At 65.0% G+C, this 14,893-nt stretch carries 13 protein-coding genes; 1 reads left to right on the top strand and 12 read right to left on the bottom strand.

Going from position 1 to position 14,893, the window contains the following annotated elements; all coding sequences use genetic code 11:
- Positions 1 to 42: 42 nt before the first annotated feature.
- The 12 genes from accD to G5S35_RS22085 form a co-directional block, all read right to left on the bottom strand.
- Positions 43 to 915 (bottom strand): acetyl-CoA carboxylase, carboxyltransferase subunit beta, encoded by an 873-nt coding sequence (accD, locus tag G5S35_RS22140; protein ID WP_065060002.1) that lies wholly within the window; start codon positions 913 to 915, stop codon positions 43 to 45.
- Positions 916 to 1,035: 120 nt separating this feature from the next.
- Positions 1,036 to 1,851, bottom strand: a complete 816-nt coding sequence (gene trpA / locus G5S35_RS22135; protein ID WP_065060003.1) for a tryptophan synthase subunit alpha — start codon at positions 1,849 to 1,851, stop codon at positions 1,036 to 1,038.
- A 60-nt stretch (positions 1,852 to 1,911) separates the two neighbouring features.
- A complete protein-coding gene (locus tag G5S35_RS22130) occupies positions 1,912 to 2,856 on the bottom strand; it encodes a DNA-methyltransferase (protein WP_183039013.1) in 945 nt (314 codons plus the stop codon).
- A 21-nt stretch (positions 2,857 to 2,877) separates the two neighbouring features.
- Positions 2,878 to 4,071, bottom strand: a complete 1,194-nt coding sequence (gene trpB, locus G5S35_RS22125; protein WP_074982629.1) for a tryptophan synthase subunit beta — start codon at positions 4,069 to 4,071, stop codon at positions 2,878 to 2,880.
- Positions 4,072 to 4,132: 61 nt separating this feature from the next.
- Positions 4,133 to 4,834, bottom strand: a complete 702-nt coding sequence (locus G5S35_RS22120; RefSeq protein ID WP_065060006.1) for a phosphoribosylanthranilate isomerase — start codon at positions 4,832 to 4,834, stop codon at positions 4,133 to 4,135.
- 85 nt (positions 4,835 to 4,919) lie between these two features.
- A complete protein-coding gene (truA, locus tag G5S35_RS22115) occupies positions 4,920 to 5,723 on the bottom strand; it encodes a tRNA pseudouridine(38-40) synthase TruA (RefSeq protein ID WP_183039012.1) in 804 nt (267 codons plus the stop codon).
- Between the two features lie 10 nt (positions 5,724 to 5,733).
- A complete protein-coding gene (locus G5S35_RS22110) occupies positions 5,734 to 8,082 on the bottom strand; it encodes a FimV/HubP family polar landmark protein (protein WP_183039011.1) in 2,349 nt (782 codons plus the stop codon).
- Positions 8,083 to 8,248: 166 nt separating this feature from the next.
- Entirely contained in the window at positions 8,249 to 9,370 is a 1,122-nt protein-coding gene (gene asd, locus G5S35_RS22105) for an aspartate-semialdehyde dehydrogenase (RefSeq protein WP_065060008.1), read from the bottom strand.
- A gap of 364 nt (positions 9,371 to 9,734) precedes the next feature.
- Positions 9,735 to 10,802 (bottom strand): 3-isopropylmalate dehydrogenase, encoded by a 1,068-nt coding sequence (gene leuB, locus G5S35_RS22100; protein ID WP_065060010.1) that lies wholly within the window; start codon positions 10,800 to 10,802, stop codon positions 9,735 to 9,737.
- Between the two features lie 633 nt (positions 10,803 to 11,435).
- Complete coding sequence (gene leuD, locus G5S35_RS22095) at positions 11,436 to 12,086, bottom strand: 3-isopropylmalate dehydratase small subunit (RefSeq protein WP_183039010.1); 651 nt, start codon at positions 12,084 to 12,086, stop codon at positions 11,436 to 11,438.
- A gap of 12 nt (positions 12,087 to 12,098) precedes the next feature.
- Complete coding sequence (leuC, locus tag G5S35_RS22090; protein WP_065060012.1) at positions 12,099 to 13,508, bottom strand: 3-isopropylmalate dehydratase large subunit; 1,410 nt, start codon at positions 13,506 to 13,508, stop codon at positions 12,099 to 12,101.
- Between the two features lie 143 nt (positions 13,509 to 13,651).
- Positions 13,652 to 13,819, bottom strand: coding sequence for a hypothetical protein (locus tag G5S35_RS22085; RefSeq protein WP_156773744.1), 168 nt, complete (start codon positions 13,817 to 13,819; stop codon positions 13,652 to 13,654).
- Between the two features lie 112 nt (positions 13,820 to 13,931).
- Here G5S35_RS22085 and G5S35_RS22080 point away from each other — a divergent pair, with 112 nt between their 5' ends.
- Positions 13,932 to 14,873: a MipA/OmpV family protein gene (locus G5S35_RS22080; RefSeq protein ID WP_080180226.1), complete on the top strand. Its 942-nt coding sequence runs from the start codon at positions 13,932 to 13,934 to the stop codon at positions 14,871 to 14,873.
- Positions 14,874 to 14,893: the final 20 nt, after the last annotated feature.

The raw sequence follows: 14,893 nt of genomic DNA, 5'->3' as shown, positions 1-14,893 counted from the left end.
GTGCGGATGACGGCGGTTTTCGCCCGGTCTATCGCCCGGTCGTTACGCCACGGCGTCGGCCGGCTGGCGCTGCAGCAGCGCCATGAGCTGGGCGATTTCCTCACGCAGCTTGCGGCGGTCGACGATCATGTCGATAGCGCCCTTCTGCAGCAGGAATTCCGCGCGCTGGAAGCCTTCCGGCAGCTTCTCGCGCACCGTCTGCTCGATCACGCGCGGGCCGGCGAAGCCGATCAGCGCCTTCGGTTCCGCGATCACCACGTCGCCGAGGAACGCGAAGCTCGCCGACACGCCGCCCATCGTGGGATCGGTCAGCACCGAAATGAACGGCAGCCTGGCTTCCGAGAGCTTGGTCAGCATGGCCGTGGTCTTGGCCATCTGCATCAGCGACAGCAGGCTTTCCTGCATGCGCGCGCCGCCCGAAGCGGTAAAGCAGATGAACGGCACTTGCTGCTCGAGCGCGGTCTGCGCGCCGCGTGCGAAACGCTCGCCGACCACCGACCCCATCGAGCCACCCATGAAGGCGAACTCGAAGCAGGCGACCACGCAGGGCAGCGTGTGGATCGCGCCGCCCATGACGACCATCGCGTCGGTTTCACCCGTATCGTCCATCGCTTCCTTGATGCGATCGGGGTACTTGCGACTGTCCTTGAACTTCAGCGCGTCGACCGGAACGATTTCCTGACCGAGCTCATAGCGGCCTTCCGGATCGAGCAGGCCGTCGAGGCGCTCGCGCGCATTGATGCGCATGTGGTGGTCGCACTTCGGGCAGACGTGGAGGTTCGCTTCGACGTCGTTGCGGTACAGGACCGCTTCGCACTTCGGGCACTTGATCCACAGACCTTCCGGAATGCTCTTGCGGCTTTTCGGATCGGTTTGCTTGATCTTGGGCGGCAGCAGTTTATCGAGCCAGCTCATGTATTTTCTTCCTTGACCTTCGTGATGCGCGGGCGCGGCGGATCGAGCTGACCCGACCGGTAAAACCGACCGGGTTCCGACCCCGACCGCGCATGGCGAAAAGTGGATTTTACAGCACTCTCATTTCGCGTTGTCCGACAGCGCGTCGAGCGCCGCGCGGATGCCCGCGATGAACTGCGTGAGCGCCTCGGCGGCCGAGTCGGCGGGCGCCTGTTCGAGCAGCGTGACAATGCGGCTGCCGATCACCACGGCGTCGGACACTTCAGCCACCGCGGCGGCGGTTTGCGCGTCGCGAATGCCGAAACCCACGCCAACCGGCAGCGGCACGCCCGCCTTGATCGCCGGGATTTTACTCGCGATGCTCGCGACGTCCAGATTCGCCGCGCCCGTCACGCCCTTGAGCGAGACGTAATAGACGTAGCCGCTGGCCGCGCGGCCCACTTCGGCGATGCGCTCCGCCGTGGACGTGGGCGCGAGCAGGAAGATCGGATCGATGTCGGCCGCCTTCATCTTCGCGGCGAATTCCACCGATTCCTCGGGCGGATAGTCGACCACCAGCACGCCGTCCACGCCCGCGTCCTTCGCGGCGGCCGCGAAAGCGTCGGCGCCCATGCGCTCGATCGGGTTGGCGTAACCCATCAGCACGACGGGCGTGCTGTTGTCGGTTTCGCGGAAGCGCTTGACGTCGGCCAGCACGCTCTTGAGCGTGACGCCCTTCGCGAGCGCGCGCTCCGACGCCTGCTGGATCACCGGGCCGTCGGCCATCGGGTCCGAGAACGGCACGCCGAGTTCGATCACGTCCGCGCCGCCGGCGGCGAGCGCGTGCATGAATTCGACCGTGCGGGCCGGATCGGGGTCGCCTGCCGTCATGAACGGGATCAGGCCTTTCTTGCTGGCGGCGGCGAGCGCCTCGAACGTGGTTTTGATACGGGACATTTCAGGGTCCTCAATCTCAATGGATACCGCGCGTCGCAGACCGACGGCGGCGGCGGCGCCTCAGGCGCCGGCCGCGACAGCCGTGGCGCGGGCAGCGGACGCGGCAGCTGCCGCGCTCACGCGTTCGCGCGCGATCGCGCAGTAACTTTCGTTGATTTCATAGCCGACGAATTCGCGCTTTTGACGCGCGCAAGCGACTGCCGTGGTGCCGCTGCCCATGAACGGGTCCAGCACGCGGCCGCCCGGCGGGCAGCTCGCGAGCACCATGCGCTCGACGATTTCCAAAGGCTTCTGGGTCGGATGATCGACACGTTCCGCGTGCTGCCGATGCAGCCGCGAGACCGACCAGACGTCCTTGGGGTTGTAGCCGAGCTCCAGCCACTTGCTGCCTTCGAACAACTTGCGCGAACGCGCCTTCTTCGTGGCGGCATCGTACGGGATGCGGACGGGATCGAGATCGAAGTAATACTCCTTCGAGACCGCGAAGAAACCGATGTTGTCGTGCACGGAGGTAAAGCGGCGGGTGGTGCCGCCCATGCTGGGTACGCGACGATCCCAGACGATCTCGTTAATCATCGTCATTTTCGACTTCAGATAAACGAAGATCTCGGGCGCGTACTGCCACGTGCAAAACACATAGAGCGAGCCGCTGGCCTTGAGCTTGGGAATCGCCAGATCGAGCCAGCCATACGTCCAGGCGAGGAAGTCCTCACCCGAACGCATATCGGAGTCGTTGCCGTAGTCCTTGCCGAGCCCATAAGGCGGATCGGCGACGATCAGGTCGATCGAGGCATCGGGCAAATTCGCCGCATCGGTCAGAAAATCGCGGTTCAGGAGCCGGATGCCGTCGGGCACTGCCGGCGGCACCACGGACACCGCCGCCGCGGGCAAAGCGGCGGCGTGAGCCAGCGCCGCGGCGGCTTCCTGCTCCGCCGTCCGGCTGCTCACTTCGCCCGTCTCGCCTGTGGCGGCCGGCAGGGTCGGCTCGTCGAACTCGTCACGCATCGCTGGTGTCGCTCCCGGCGCCTAGAACTGGATGCCCGATCGCTCGGCGACCGTGTGCATGTCCTTGTCGCCGCGGCCCGACAGGTTCACCAGCAGAACCTTGTCCTTGGGCAGCGTGGGCGCGAGCTTCGCGGCGTACGCGAGCGCGTGGCTCGATTCGAGCGCCGGAATGATGCCTTCGATGCGGCAGCAGTCGTGGAAAGCCTTGAGCGCTTCCTCGTCGTCGATCGTCACGTACTGCGCGCGGCCGCTGTCCTTGAGCCACGCGTGCTCGGGACCGACGCCCGGATAGTCGAGACCCGCCGACACCGAATGCGTCTCGATGATCTGGCCGTTCTCGTCCTGGAGCAGATAGGTGCGGTTGCCGTGCAGCACGCCCGGCGTGCCCGCTGCGAGCGAAGCCGCGTGACGGCCCGTTTCCATGCCGTCGCCGGCCGGCTCGACGCCGATCAACTGCACCGAACTTTCGTCGATATACGGATAAAAGATACCCATCGCATTCGAACCGCCGCCCACGCACGCGATCACCGCGTCGGGCTGGCGACCGGTCATTTCGGGCATCTGCACGCGGCATTCGTCGCCGATCACGCGCTGAAAGTCGCGCACCATCATCGGATACGGGTGCGGACCCGCGACGGTGCCGATGATATAGAAGGTGTTTTCGACGTTGGTGACCCAGTCGCGCATGGCTTCGTTGAGCGCGTCCTTGAGCGTGCGCGAGCCCGACTCGACCGGCACGACCGTCGCGCCCAGCAGCTTCATGCGGTAGACGTTGGCGGCCTGGCGGCGCACGTCTTCCGCGCCCATGTAGACGACGCATTCCATGCCGAAGCGCGCCGCGATCGTGGCGGTCGCCACGCCGTGCTGGCCCGCGCCGGTCTCGGCGATCACGCGCGGCTTGCCCATGCGGCGGGCGAGCAGCGCCTGGCCGATCACGTTGTTCACCTTGTGGGCGCCGGTGTGGTTGAGGTCTTCGCGCTTCAGATAGATCTGCGCGCCGCCGAGCATTTCGCTCCAGCGCTGCGCGTGATAGATCGGCGACGGACGGCCGACAAAATGCTTCAACTCGCGCTCATATTCCGCGCGGAAGTCGGGATCGTCCTTGTATTTCGCGTAGGCGTCGCGCAGTTCGTCGATCGCCTGCATGAGGGTTTCGGCAGCGAACACGCCGCCATATTGGCCGAAATGGCCACGTTCATCTGGCAAATTGTACATAAGTCACTCGCTCCGACCGGATGGTGCCTTGCGTTGCGCAAGGACTTGCCGGTCCAGAAAATTATCCCGCGTCCGCTTCGCGCACTGCGCGCACGAACGCCGCCATACGGGCGTGATCTTTCACGCCCTTCGCGCCCGGTACCTCGATGCCACTGGAGACATCGACGGCGTACGGACGCACCTGGCGAATCGCATCACCGACGTTTTGCGCGTTCAAGCCACCACTCAAAACGGCCCGACGCGCGAGCCCTGCGGGGATAAGTGACCAATCGAAGACCTTCCCGCCACCGCCGTAACCGTCGACATGGGTGTCGAACAGGAGGCCGCTGGCTGATGAATAACTATTCGCCGATTCTACCAAATCGGTCTGCCGAGTATCCGCCGCCACTCGCAACGCCCGCAACCAGGGCAAACCGGCAACCGCCGCCAGCGACTCGCACTGTGCGGGCGTTTCGTCGCCGTGGAATTGCAGCAGCGTGAGCGAGACGTTGCTCGCCACTTCGCTGAGCCATTGCGGCGTGGGGTTCACGAACAGGCCCACGACCGAGACGAACGGCGGAATGTCGTGCGTCAGCTCGACGGCCTGCGCGATGCTCACCGAACGCGCGCTGGGCGGATAAAACACGAGACCGATCGCGTCCGCGCCGAGGTCGATCGCCCGGTCCACCGCCTCGGGCGTGGACAGCCCGCACAGCTTGATACGCGTGCGATGCGCGGCGCGCTCGGCTTGATCGACCTGATCGACTGGCTCGGCTTGCGTCATGACTTGAGGCTCGTTGAAATCTCGGTGGTTAAAGGCAGCTTGTGCGGATTTGAGCGAACTTGCGTGCGATTGCGACGCTGCGGCATCAGGCCGGATCGTCCCAGATCGCGCTCCACGGCACGCTCGCCGTATGCGGCGCGGGTACCGCGAACTCGTCAGGATAGCCTACCTGGGCGAGATACAGGCCGTCCGGCATGAATGTCGGCGCGGCTTTGCCGCGGTCGAGTCCCGCCAGCACCTCGGCCATCCACGTGGCCGGATAGCGCCCGCGCCCGACCGCCACGAGGCAGCCCATCAGGTTGCGCACCATGTGATGCAGGAACGCGTTGGCGCGGAATCGGAAGTGGATGAAGTCGCCCTGCGGCCGGATGTCAATCTGGTACAGGTGCTTGACCGGCGTCTTCGACTGGCACTCCGAGGAACGGAACGCCGAAAAATCGTGCTCGCCGATCAGGCATTGGGCCGCCTCGCGCATCGCGTCGACGTCGAGCGGCGTATGAATCCAGCCGGAGCGGCCCGCCAGCATCGGCGAACGCACCGGGTGCACGTAGAGCACGTAGTAATAGGTGCGCTCGAAGGCCGCGAACCGCGCGTGGAAAGCCTCGGGCATGGGCTTGGCCCACTGCACCGCGACCGTCGACGGCAGGAACGCATTGGTGCCGCGCACCCACGAAAAATCGGTGCGATCGAGATCGGTGTCGAAATGCACGACCTGGCCCAGCCCGTGCACGCCCGTGTCGGTGCGGCCCGCGACCACCGTGGAGAGCGGCACCGTGGCGAACTCGCGCAGCGCGCGCTCTAGCGCGTCCTGCACGGTCTTGCCGTGCGGCTGCGATTGCCAGCCGCAGAACGCGGCGCCGTCGTACTGAATGCCTAACGCGATTCGCATGCGGCAGGCGTCAGGACAGCGGCGAGAGCGTCGACAGCAGCGCCTGCGCGTCGGCGCGCGTGGCGTGGTCGCTCGACTCGATCACTTCGTTGATCAGCGCACGCGCGCCCGACAGATCGCCCAGCGCGATGTATTCGTGCGCGAGATCCAGCTTGTTGCGGGCGATGCGCGCGAGTTGATCGGGCGAGAAAACCGGCAGCGGCTCGGCGGAATCCGGCGGCAGGTTCAGGTCGAAATCGAGCGAAAGCGTGCCGAAACGCGGCGCGCCCAGGCCCGCGATGGAGCCGATGCCCGCGGTACCGGCTTCGATCGCCTGGCCGGCGAGCGGCGCGGGCGGCTGGCCGAACGGCAGGGGCTGACCGAGCGTCGCGCCCGACGTGGCGGACGGTTCGGTCGTGAACGGGAAATCGGGCATGGCCGGCGCATCCGGCACTTCCACGCGCGGCGGCAACGACATTTCGATACTGCCGAGCGCATCGACTGCGGTTTTCGGAAACTCTTGCGGGACTTCTTGGTAGGGCATTGATTCTTCTGCGGAAACTGCGGGAACAACGGGTTCTGCGGGCGCAGCCGGCTCGGGCTCAGGATCGCCGGGCATGCGCAATTCGAGCGGCTGCGGTTCGCGCGCGTGCGGTGCGAACGGTGCGGGCTCGCCTTCCGCTTCGGTGGCTTCGGTCGCGAGCGGCTGGTCGTGAGTCTCGGAGTGAGTCGGGTCCTCGCCCGGCATCGTCATTTCGATGGGGTGCGGCTCGGCCTCGGCGCGGCGCGCGTGCTCGTCCATTTCACCGACCGTGCGCTGCGCGGCCAGACCTTCCGGCGGCAGCGCCGATGCGCCCAGTTCCGCGGCCGCGGCGAAGCTCGCGGCGTCGGTGGCGTCGGCGAGCGTTTCCGGTTCACCCGGCGCCACGCCTTGCGGATGCGTGCCGTGCTCCGCGCGGTCTTCGCGCAGCGCGTCGGGGCCGTGCGCTTGCGTGGGCTCCAGCTTGTCGAACAGCGTCGGCGGCAAGGCGTCGGCGCCCAGCTCCGCAGCAGCGGACAGGCTCGCAGCGTCGGTGGCGTGATCGAGCGCCGCGTCGGCGTCCGTGTGAGTTTGCGCGTACGCGGCCGCTCCGGCCGCCGCAGCCGCGGTGGCGGCGGGTGCGAGCGTCAGCGGCTCGTCGAGCACGGGCACGTCGGCGTCGGCTTCCGTGCCTGCGGGCGGTGCGACCGGTGCGGTCGGCGCGACCGGCGTTTCCGTAGCCGCCGGCGCATCTGCTGCCGCTGCGGGCTTGCGGCGCTTGCGCATCAACAGACGCACGAGCAGCGCGACGAAAGCCAGCACGATCGCCGCCACGATGCCGAGCGTCACCGGCGACACTTCCGGCTGTTGCGCATCCTGTGCGCCAGCGGGCGCGTGCTGCGCGCCCGATGCACCGTTCGCGCCACCGGCAACTTGCGCCGGCTTGCCGATGCCGTGCTGCAGGGCCATCAGCACGCGATTCTTGAGCGCGAGCAGTTGCTGGAGACTCGACACCGAAACCGGCGCGGATGCTGCGGACGCCGCCGAAGCGGCCTGAACCGATCCGCTGAACGAATGTTGATCGACGCCCGAGGCGCCCGACGCGAGGGCAGCCGAAGCGCCCGCAGCCGATGCCGCCGTCGCCGTCGCCGCCGATGCCGATACCGTTTCGGGGGCCGAAGCGCCTGCCGCTTCGCTCGCAGCGCCAGCCACCGTTGCCGGGCTCGACGCGGCATTACTTGCGGTCGCTGCGGTCGCCGCCGTCGCCGCGCTCGCACCCGCGTTCGCCGTGGCCACCGCCGAAGCCGCAGCAGCAGTCGCGCCAGTCGCAGCCGCCGTATTCGGCGTCGACGTCGTGGCGGTTGCCGCGCTTGCGGGTGCCGTCGCGGCAGCCGGCGCGCTGGCGGTCGTGGCCGGGGCGGCCGGAGCCGAAGCCGCGCCCGCCGACGCCATGTCGGGCGTACCCGGCACATTGAGCATCGCGCCGACCTTCAGGCGGCTCGGGTCATGCTTCATGAACGCGTTGGGATTGGCGTCGAACAGCGCCGAACTCGCACGCGCGAGCACCGTCTTGTCATGCGACTGCGTGAGATCCACGGCCACGTCGTGCAGCGACTGCCCCGGATGGACCGTGTACTGGCCGACCACGGGCAGCGCCGCCGACGCAGCCGAAGCGCCCGCCGCAGCGGCCGATGCGCCGGTCGCGGCCGTCGCCGCGCTGCCCGCCTGGGCCGCGCCGCCTTGCGCGTGCGCCGCGCCGGTTGCCGCAGCCAGCGCGAACGCCGTGGCCGCGATGGCGGCGCGCAGCGTCAGGCGCACTTGCGGAAATGGAGTGGAAACAGAGTCGAGTCGAACGGTCATCAGTTGCCCTGGCACACCGCTCGCGCGGCTGTCGATGAAACGGGAATTCGTTGCGGATGGTCGCGGACGTCGCGCGAGCGCCGATCCGCGAAAATAAAAAAGCGCCGCGACTGGCGCGGCGCTTTTTCCACCTTCTACGCGTCATTAGCCGCGTAGTTTAAATTATTCACTTGTCGAGCAGAATGCGCAACATGCGACGCAGCGGCTCGGCGGCGCCCCACAGCAGCTGATCGCCGACCGTGAAGGCCGACAGATACTCGCCGCCCATTGCCAGCTTGCGCAGGCGGCCGACCGGCACCGACAGCGTGCCCGTGACCTTCGCGGGCGACAGATCCTGCATCGACGCTTCGCGCTCGTTCGGCACGACCTTCACCCAGTCGTTGGCCGACGCGAGGATGCCGTTGATCTCGTCGAGCGGCACGTCCTTCTTCAGCTTGATCGTGAGCGCCTGGGAGTGGCAGCGCATCGCGCCGATACGTACGCACAGACCGTCGACGGGGATCGACCCCGGCTGGCCCATGGCCGGCTTGCCGAGAATCTTGTTCGTTTCTGCGCCGCCCTTCCACTCTTCCTTCGACATGCCGTTGCCGAGATCCTTGTCGATCCACGGAATCAGCGAACCGGCGAGCGGCACGCCGAACTGGCTGGTGGGCATGGCGTCGCTGTTCATGGTGGCGAGCACCTTGCGGTCGATGTCGAGAATCGCCGACGACGGGTTCGCCAGATCGGTCGCGACGGCCGCGTTCAGCGCGCCCATCTGCGAGAGCAACTCGCGCATGTTCTGCGCGCCCGCGCCCGAAGCGGCCTGGTAGGTCATGGCCGTCATCCAGTCGACGAGGTTTTCGCGGAACAGGCCGCCGAGCGCCATCAGCATCAGGCTGACCGTGCAGTTGCCGCCGACGAAGTCCTTCTGGCCCTTGACCAGCGCGTCCTTGATGACGTTCAGGTTGACCGGGTCGAGAATGATGACCGCGTCGTCCTTCATGCGCAGCGACGAAGCCGCGTCGATCCAGTAACCGGTCCAGCCTGCCGCACGCAGCTTCGGATACACGTCGTTCGTGTAGTCGCCGCCCTGGCAGGTGATGATGACGTCGCACTTCTTGAGCTCGTCGACGCTGTTTGCGTCCTTGAGCTTCGTCTCGTTTTTGGCGAACGACGGAGCCGCGCCGCCTGCGTTGCTGGTGCTGAAAAACACCGGTTCGATCAGGTCGAAATCACGTTCTTCCTGCATGCGCTGCATCAGCACGCTGCCGACCATGCCGCGCCAACCTACGAGACCTACGTTCATGACTAACCCTTGATTTGGACACTTCCCCGCTTCGCTCGCCCGGCGTGGCCGCGCGGGGAAGATGAGCGGGCACGACGAGCGATCAACGCGTGATGATCGTTTTCGTAATGGTTTTCGTGTTGATGGCGAGCGAAATCGCACGGGCCGTTTTATCGCCGTGGATGTTCGAAACAATCGTGATCGGGGAGATCTTCGCCATCGGAACAATATACACGAAACAGTTAAATTGCGCGGCAAAAACCGCACTTTCCGCTATGTAGCGCCCGCGTTTCGCCAGCGCGAAACACGGATGCAAAACACGGGCGCGAAATCATGCGAAAACAAAAAAGGGCACGCCACCGAAGGCCTGCCCTTTCGTTCTGCTTTACAGCGCGGCGAGCACTGCGTCGCCCATTTCCACCGTGCCGACCTTCTTGCAGTCCGGCGTGACGATGTCGGCGGTGCGATAGCCCTGCTCCAGCACCTTCTTGACCGCGGCTTCGATGCGATCGGCCTGCTCTTCGCGGCCGAGCGAGTAACGCAGCATCATGGCGGCCGAGAGGATCGTGGCGAGCGGATTTGCAATGCCCTTGCCCGCGATGTCCGGCGCCGAACCGTGCGACGGCTCGTACAGACCCTTGTTGTTCTTGTCGAGCGAAGCCGAGGGCAGCATGCCGATCGAGCCCGTGAGCATGGCCGCTTCGTCCGAGAGGATGTCGCCAAACATGTTGCCCGTGACCACCACGTCGAACGCCTTCGGCGCCTTCACGAGTTGCATGGCCGCGTTGTCGACATACATGTGCGAGAGCTCGACTTCCGGATATTCCTTCGAGACATCGATCATGATGTCCTTCCAGAACTGCGAGGTTTCGAGCACGTTGGCCTTGTCGACCGAGGTCAGCTTCTTCTGGCGCTTTTGCGCGGCCTGGAACGCGACGTGCGCGATGCGACGCACTTCGGGTTCCGAATAGCGCATCGTGTCGAAGCCTTCGCGGGCGCCCTTGAAGAGACCATCCGGCGATTCGCGCAGACCGCGCGGCTGGCCGAAATAGATGTCGCCGTTCAGTTCGCGCACGATCAGGATGTCGAGGCCCGACACGATTTCCGGCTTCAGCGACGACGCACCCGTGAGTTGCGGATAGCAGATGGCCGGGCGGAAATTCGCGAACAGTTCGAGGTGCTTGCGCAGGCCGAGGATGGCTTGTTCCGGGCGCAGTGCGCGTTCGAGCGAATCGTACTTCCAGTCGCCGACGGCGCCGAACAGGATCGCGTCAGCGGATTTCGCGAGCGCGAGCGTGGCTTCGGGCAGCGGATGGCCGCTCGCTTCGTAGCCCGCGCCGCCAACCGGCGCTTCTTCCAGCTCGAACTTTTCGCCGAGCGCGTTGAGGACCTTCACGGCTTCCTTGACGATCTCGGGGCCGATGCCGTCGCCCGGCAACACTGCAATCTTCATTTTTTGATTCCTCGGGGGTGGTTCGGGGTGGTCTGGTTGGGGGATGTTTTTTGCGGTTTCGCGTTGCCTTTTTTCGCGTTTCCTTGTTTTCTTGTCGGTCTGCCAGCGTCGCCCCTGTGCGGGGCGGCACCTACTTTTCTTTGCAGCCGCAAAGAAAAGTAGGCAAAAGAAAGCGGCTCACACCGCCAATGTGACGCCGTTCACCCCGCACCTTTGCACGTAGTGGCTCCGGAGCATCCGTCACCCCGCACATTCCCACTCAGTGACAAAGGACTCATCCATCCCGCCTCGCGCTACGCGCTCAGCGGAAGGGTTCACCGAAAACCCTGGTGATCCACCGTTTTCGGTTATGCCCCGCGGCGCGCGGCGCGCCGCCGGAGGAATGAGCCCTTTGTCACTCTGTTGGGTGGCGAGTGATGCCGGATGCTCCGGAACCACTACCTGCAAAGGTGCGGGGTGGACGGCGTCACATTGGCGGTGTGAGCGGCTTTCTTTTGCCTACTTTTCTTTGCCGCGGCAAAGAAAAGTAGGTGCCGCCCCGCACAGGGGCAACGCTGGCAAACCGACAAGAAAACAAGGAAACGCGAAAAAAAGCGCCTACCTCAAAAAAACATCCCCACCAACCAAACCCACTTACATAACGCGATTCTTAAGCCACGGCTGACGCACAAGCCGCTCGGCTTCGTACTGACGAATTTTGTCAGCATGCCGCAGCGTAAGCCCGATATCGTCAAACCCGTTCAACAGACAGTACCGACGAAACGCCGCCACTTCAAACGGATATTCCTTCGACCCATCGGTTGTACGCACAACCTGCTTATCCAGATCGACAGTCAACTGAAACCCATTAAACGCATAAGTTTCGTTGAACAGATGATCGACATCCGCTTCGCTCAAAACGATCGGCAGCAGCCCGTTCTTGAAGCAGTTGTTATAGAAAATGTCCGCAAAGCTAGGCGCAATGATCGCGCGAAAGCCGTACTGATCGAGCGCCCACGGCGCATGCTCGCGCGAGCTGCCGCAACCGAAGTTCTTGCGCGTCAGCAGCACCGAAGCACCCTGATAACGCGGCTGATTCAGCACGAAATCCGGATTCAGCGGGCGCTTCGAATTGTCCTGCCCCGGCTCGCCATGATCCAGATAACGCCATTCGTCGAATGCGTTCGGCCCAAAGCCCGTGCGCTTGATCGACTTGAGAAACTGCTTCGGAATGATCGCGTCCGTGTCGACGTTCTCGCGATCGAGCGGCGCCACGACGCCGGTGTGTACGGTGAATTTTTCCATGATCGTGTTGCCTTAACCGAGCTTGCGAATGTCGACGAAATGACCTTCGATGGCAGCTGCGGCAGCCATCGCCGGGCTCACGAGGTGCGTGCGTCCGCCCGCGCCCTGACGGCCTTCGAAGTTACGGTTCGAGGTGGACGCGCAACGCTCGCCCGGTTCCAGACGGTCCGCGTTCATCGCGAGACACATCGAGCAGCCCGGCTCGCGCCATTCGAAACCCGCTTCCGTGAACACCTTGTCGAGACCTTCGTGTTCGGCTTGCGCCTTCACGAGACCCGAACCCGGCACCACCATCGCGAGACGGATATTCGGCGCCACGCGGCGGCCGAGCTTCTTCACGACATACGCGGCCGAGCGCAGATCTTCGATACGCGCGTTCGTGCACGAGCCGATGAAAATCTTGTCCGGCTGGATCGACTCGATCGGCATGTTCGGCTCGAGCGCCATGTATTGCAGCGCGCGTTCCATCGCGTCGCGCTTGACCGGATCCTTCTCGCGCTCGGGGTCCGGCACGCGGCCGTCGACCGACGTGACCATTTCCGGCGAGGTGCCCCACGTAACCTGCGGGACGATGTCGGCCTCCGACAGTTCGACCACGCGGTCGAAGTGCGCGCCTTCGTCGGAACGGAACGTCTTCCAGTATTCGACGGCCTGGTCCCACTCCACGCCCTGCGGCGAGAACGGACGGTTCTTCAGGTAGTCGACCGTGGTGTCGTCCACCGCGACCATGCCGGCGCGCGCGCCGCCTTCGATCGCCATGTTGCAGACGGTCATGCGGCCTTCCATCGTGAGACCGCGGATCATCGAGCCGCCGAACTCCATGGCGTAGCCCGTGCCGCCCGCCGTGCCGATCTTGCCGATGATGGCGAGCACGATGTCCTTCGCGGTGCAGCCGCGCGGCAGCGTGCCTTCGACCTTCACGAGCATGTTCTTGCTCTTCTTCTGCAAGAGCGTTTGCGTGGCCAGCACGTGCTCGACTTCCGACGTGCCGATGCCGTGCGCGAGCGCGCCGAACGCGCCGTGCGTGGACGTGTGCGAGTCGCCGCAGACGATCGTCATGCCCGGCAGCGTCGCGCCCTGTTCCGGACCGACGATGTGCACGATGCCCTGACGCTGGTCGGTCATCTTGAATTGCGTGATGCCGAAGGCGTCGCAATTCGAATCGAGCGTGTCGACCTGGAGCTTCGAAACCGGGTCGGCGATGCCGTGGCTGCGGTCCGTGGTGGGCACGTTGTGGTCGGAAACGGCCAGGTTCGCGCTGATGCGCCACACCGGGCGCTCATGCAGCTTCAGGCCTTCGAAAGCCTGCGGGCTGGTGACTTCGTGCAGCAGATGACGGTCGATGTAAAGGAGCGTCGTGCCGTCGTCTTCCGTGTGGACCACATGCGAGTCCCACAATTTGTCGTAGAGCGTCTTTGCCATGATATGCGGGGAGTTAGTGACTGCGGGGGCAATACTTTGTGAATCGATTATGCCACGCGAAAGCCGCACCCCGCATCGTCACGATTCAAAAAAAGCGATAAAAAACAGTGAGTTGGGTGGTAGTGGCGATACCTGTATCGCTGTTACCCGGCGTGGCGCGCACGGGAAATCCGTCGCGTTTCCGGCGCAATTTCCGTGTGCTTTTCGTGAGCACCGAAGCGGAAGCCTTTGTTTTTCCGATTGATTTCCGGCGGCCCCTCGCTCGCGCGGAAACGATGACGCGAGTGCAGCACGGCGACCGTGAGTGCCATATCAGGCACGTCGTTTGCGAGATGTGCGCCGCCGCACGATGCCCGGTTCTGTGGTTCCATCACACTGAAATAACGGTCACGTCGCGGCAGCACAGGCAATCATGGAGGCCTCATGCCACTTGCAACCCGTACCGCGTACAAGAAAACAAGCAGAACAAGCCTGATCCCGCGGCGGCAACCGCAGGCCAACCCGGACCACCGCCGGCGCGGCGCGCGCCACGCATCGCTCGCCGTGGCGGCCACGGTCTGCGCATTCGCGTTCACGCCGCGCGCCCACGCACAGACGCCTTCGCCGCTCGGCGAGTGGCAGTACTCGGCGGGGATCCCGCTCGAAAAGCTCTATCAGCCCGACCGGCCCGACTTCGAGGCCCGCCTCGGCGTGGGCGCGACCTTCGAGCCGCGCTACGACGGCTCGGACCGCTATCACATGATGGCCGGACCCAGCATCGACCTGCGCTACAAGGACACCCTGTTCGGTTCGACCGGCGAAGGCTTCGGCGTGAACTTTCTGCAAGGGCAGAACTGGCGCCTGAGCATCGCCGCCGCCTACGATCTCGGCCGGCGTGGCAACGACGATCCGACGCGTCTGAACGGCATGGGCAACATCAATCCGGCGCCGCTGATGAAGATCGCGGGCGAATACGTGATCTCGAAGGACTTCCCGCTGGTGTTCCGCGGCGCGTTCACGCGCAGCTTCGGCGGCTCCAACGGCTGGACCGCCGACTTCGGCGCCTACATGCCGCTGCCGGGCAGCAGCCAGCACTTCTACTGGTTCGCCGGCCCGTCGGTCACGTTCGCGGATTCGAACTACATGCAGAGCTGGTTCGGCGTGACGCCGCAGCAGTCGGCTGCGTCGGGCTACCGGCAGTACGACGCGAGTCCCGGCCTGAAATCGGCGGGCTTCGGCATCACGATGGTGTACTTCGTCAACAAGCACTGGTTCGTGAGCGCGGACGGCGCGATCAAGCGTCTGCTCGGCAGCGCCGCGCACAGCCCGATCATCCAGACGAAGACCGAAGGCGTCTGCGACGTGTCGATCAATTACCAGTTCTAGTGGGTTCCATCGCCCTCCGG

The sequence above is a fragment of the Paraburkholderia tropica genome (assembly GCF_014171495.1).
Classification (GTDB): Bacteria; Pseudomonadota; Gammaproteobacteria; order Burkholderiales; family Burkholderiaceae; genus Paraburkholderia; species Paraburkholderia tropica.
The sequence above is the reverse complement of the archived record's forward strand: the minus strand, read 5'-3'. Positions and strand labels throughout refer to the sequence as shown.